This window comes from Paenibacillus sp. P4_A7, assembly GCF_056402455.1.
Genome location: NZ_JBFUHJ010000436.1, coordinates 1 through 4,760, shown reverse-complemented (window position 1 = coordinate 4,760; position 4,760 = coordinate 1). Strand labels below are relative to the sequence as shown.

2 protein-coding genes are annotated in these 4,760 nt (G+C 39.8%); one reads left to right on the top strand and one right to left on the bottom strand.

Annotated features, from left to right (window positions below):
• Window positions 1-3,477 (bottom strand): FlgD immunoglobulin-like domain containing protein (locus AC1DWN_RS28265; protein ID WP_477562215.1); only part of this gene is annotated, 3,477 nt, incomplete at its 3' end.
• Window positions 3,478-3,603: 126 nt separating this feature from the next.
• Here AC1DWN_RS28265 and AC1DWN_RS28260 point away from each other — a divergent pair.
• Window positions 3,604-4,449, top strand: coding sequence for a helix-turn-helix domain-containing protein (locus AC1DWN_RS28260; protein WP_477562214.1), 846 nt, complete (start codon window positions 3,604-3,606; stop codon window positions 4,447-4,449).
• Window positions 4,450-4,760: the final 311 nt, after the last annotated feature.

Here is a 4,760-nt window from a genome sequence, read left to right as displayed (position 1 = left end):
ATCCAAATACGCAGCCGCATCCGCTTCAATATATGGAATGTTCCCTGCCTCAAACCAGACTCCTTTAGGAAAATCGTCAAGCGCCGGATTCAYGGTCGCTGCAGTCAGTTGCACGCCGCTTATTACCTCCACGTTTCTCCTTAAAAATATTTTATTATCAGATCGTTTTACTTCTACCGTATATAATCCGTTTGCAACCATATTGCCATGATTATCTGTTCCGTCCCATTTCTCCTTAACATATGTCCAATCTTCCCTATCATCTACTATCTTCTTGATCGTATCGCCCTGCTCATTATATACCGTAACATCAATGGTTTTTCCCGGCTCATAGAGCCCGTGAATACTGTAATAGATGGTGACATAATCGTTAATTTCATCTTGATTGATAGGTGATATTTTATATGGGTAAACATTGTTATACTTATTCGGATCGTAATATTTTTCCGGTAGAACTCTTGTCAGAATCGCACTGTCTACTCTGAATGAAGGGAAGTTTTCCTCGTTCAAAGTCGAATAGATATTAATCTGGTAATCATGAGAGGGATCGATATGGATCGGCATCGTGATCGCACCAAAGTATTCAAGCTTCATGTTAAAAGGAGAGTTCGCTGTGCTATAGTTTTGTTTAGGCACCAGCACTTGTCCCGTTGTCATATCGTGCAAGGATAGGCTCATCACATCTCCTGAGGCATCGTCCCAATCTGAACCCGGCACTCGATCAGGGTTTACCAGCAGCATCAATGTATAATCATCAGCAACCAGATTGTCTCCATCAATCGGAATTTCAATTGCCGGCACATCTTCATTTACACCGTTCATCACTCTCGTAGCTTTGTTATCAGGTGTTAATCCGTCAGGAATATCAGTTGCATGACTGCTAATCCTAAATTTATCATTCTGGATCTCTTGAGGTACAACTTCCTTCAACACAATATGATCCATATAAACGCCGGAGATTCCGTTGTTCCCCATGCCTTCCACATAGAACTCAAGTTGATTGACGCCGTAATTCGGATTTATTGTTCCAATTCTAAATTCTTTCCACTGCTGGTCTGTTAGTTCGGACACATCGATCATTCGAGGGGTGATTAAATCCTTTTTTTGAGTATGATCATATACGCCTATTTTTACCACTCCACCGCTGTTGCCTGTCCCAAGATCCACTTTCATCTTGAAATATACGTCGTAAGGGGCAGCATATTTCAGCATACTGAAATCCCAAGCTTTGTAATGAATGTCTCTGCTTCCGCTATTGCCTATCATTGTTGCCGAAAATCCATCCGAAGCCGTACCATCAGGCATGCTTGCCGCATTATTACTGTAATTAAAGCTGCTGTCTTCAATGATATAGTCGCTCACTACTTTACCCGGACGAGCCAATATTCGAAGCTGCGTGCTGTTGAGTATAGAACCATCATAATCAATATTTACTGTATATATGGTTTCCTTACTTAGGTTCAAATCTGGTATATTAATGATTACATTTGCTTCTTTTACTGTGACCTTATTGCCCGTTATTTTAAATGAGGAAGTTTGATCTACCCCCAGATCATCCATAACGGTAATCGACAACAGCTCGTTGTCTTTGATATTCGTCGTTGCTATTGGAATAATTACGGTCCCTCCAGAATAAGACACCGGATTTCCAATAACGGGCAAAATGTCAGCTGTAGGAACCCCCTGCACTTCAAAGCTCGTTTCACGTTTCGTAGCGCCCGGAATTTCCAACTTGATCGTATATACACCTGCCAATATTCCATTCTGAACGACAATCCGAACATTGGCGGAGTTGTTCATGATCGTATTTTCTGATACAGAAAATGATAAAGACTCTGTCACATCTGTCCCCGTATTGTCTTTAATAGTTACAGATAGTGCAGTTCCATCCGCTACATTTGCTGAAGTAACGGGCAATCGTATTTCCCCTCCCTTGTAAGAGACAGGACTGTTAATTACTTCGCCTGCTTTCAGGTAAGGGACTCCTGTCACGATAAATGTTATTGTGCTGGATGGTATATTCGCGTATTTAATTTCCGCAGAATAACTGCCATCGGGTGTTGTCGGCGGGATCTCCACATGAATATTCGTTTTGCCAGAAACGAGCGTAGTACCCGATACGGGAAAACTTTGCGATTGGCCAGCTTCATTACGTACAACTACGACGAGGCTTTCATTATCTTCAATATTTTGCGTGGTCACCGGGATAACAATTTCTCCGCCAATGGATGCAATAGGATCACCTGTCACTGACCCAACCAGGATTAATGGTGCTTGTTGTACAACAAAAGTCCCTTGGTGAGTAGCGTTCCCATAGGTTAATTGCAAGGTGTATGTTCCTGCTTCCGTGAATGGTGGGATCTCAACAGCCATCTCCACAGCATCCTCTGAGACAGTATTTCCGGAGAATGTAATACCTGAAGCTTGAGTAACATCACTCCCATTCGCATTATAAACTTGTGCAAGTATGGGCTCGGAATTTTCGATATTTAAAGTCGTTAAGCTTACACTCAATGTGCCCCCATTGTAGGAAACAGGAGTTCCTTGAATCTTTTCGATCATGATTAAAGGTGTATTTGTTACTTCAAAGGTTACTCTACTTTTCTCCGCACTCTGATAGCCTGCTTCGACATGATAAACCCCGCCCTTTGTACGCTCAGGAACAATGATTTTTATATTAGCGGTATTTCCTTGTACTTTATTCGATTGTATTTCAAAATCTTGCAACTCTCCGATATTGTTCGTAACCTTTACTTCCAACTGCTCGTCATCATCGATTCCCACCGTCGTTGCCGGGATTGATAATGTACCTCCCATATGCGATACAGGGGAATTCTGAAAATCTCCGCCAAGATTGATTGCAGGTACTCCAGCTGGTGCCTCTCTGTAATAGAACTTGTCGACATATACCGCTGTTATAACATTCTCCATATGATTTGCACTGGCTAAATAGACTGCTTCCCTCCCATTCAGTGAGGGGGTATAGGTTCCTACCTTAATATCCGTCCATTCATTTGAATTCAGTCGTGACAACGGAACTTTAATACCTGGAAGAGGAAAATTGTTCTGAGTAATCGAATATACTCCGACAGTGAAAGCAGTTCCTGGTGCAGCTTCGTTATTGAAGTCTACTTTCACTCTTGCGTATAGATCGTACGCCACTTCAGGAACAAAAGGAGAAACGCCAGTAGCGTTACCGTTAACATCGTTCGTAAAGATTCCGTTCGTCATGCGGAGTTGAAAATCCCACGTATTGATCGCTTTAAGTACTTTTTTTGCCGTTTTTCCGTCTGAAGCCGTTGCATCGACTTCGCCGATAATCGTATCTGGTGTATCGTTAACAAAAAACAATGAATCCTGTCCTACATAATCGAATGGACTTTCGTCTGCGAAAGAAATTGCAGGTACCGCCAACATACTTAGGTTTGAAATAATAAGAGCTGGAATTAATAATTTGAACATCCACTTTTTGAACAAAAGAAACACCTCCATATTATTGTAATCTCTCTTTCCATCTATCATTTATTGCCCCTATATTTACAGTCTGAAATGCTTCATTCTATAATGAGGTTACTATTAGAGATGTTTTCGAAGGAGAAGCTCATGGAGATAAGGACCTTTAAGTATGTCGAGCACAATTCCTCTTTAGACTATAGAACGGGTGGAATTCATCCTTCTTTTGAAATATTGTACCTAGCTACAGGAACCTATCAGATGAAATGGTTGGGAGAAACGTATGATATTAAGCCAAACTCTCTTTTTTTTATTACGCCTAACACCCCCCATGACGTCACGATCCTCTCTAGTAAAGCTACGTTTTGGTTTATAGAGCTAAACGAAACCAACAAAGTGTCATGTTTTCCAACATTAGAATATATCCTGATCTGGAATCGACTTCAATGTGAGTCTGATCTAATCAACTTAATACCCGATGTAATGAAACATACCATTGATGGCATTCAAAATCTTCTCCGCAGTCAACTTAATGGATTGGCTTGTAGCGAGGAAATACTGTTGCTTGACATCAAAAAGCTTTTTTTAATCATTCATGAAATCTTACAATCTTACAAAAAAGATATAAGTTTTCAGAAAAAGCTTAATCTTCCGTTAAGCTATACACCTACGCAAGATATCATCAAAACGTTAATTCTCATCATGGAGACTAATTATAAAGCGAATATTACATTAGGTTATTTATCCGAAATATCGCATTTCCAAGCTACGTATTTAATCAAAAAATTTAAAGAGTATAGCGGATTCACACCGATTGAGTATCTGAATGACCTTCGAATGAGAGCAGCTGCCAATTATCTATCAACTTCAGATATGAAAATTAAACAAATCGCAGAGGAGTCTGGTTTTGCGAATATACACCACTTCAGTAATGCCTTTAAGAAAAAAACAGGAAAATCCCCGACAGACTGGAAAAGAAATCAACCTAAAACCTAGTACAATAACATCTCCTCCTCTACTTGCTGTTGAATATAGCTAAAGTAAAGTCTCCGTTTACGTTTTTTATTATAATCAAACAAAACACTTTCGTATTTACAAATAATTACTCCATTTTAAAGACAACCATTCAAAATTCAATAACAAATTATATCTATTCCAAAAATTATTTATACATTATTTCACTATGTACTTCACGAGTGGCGGCAGTCTTCTTAAACGATTGCCTGATCCACTAAAAAAAACGACAGGCTGCCTTTTCGGGCAGCCTGTCGTTTTTTTTAGTTGATCAGGCAATCGTTTAAGTAAAA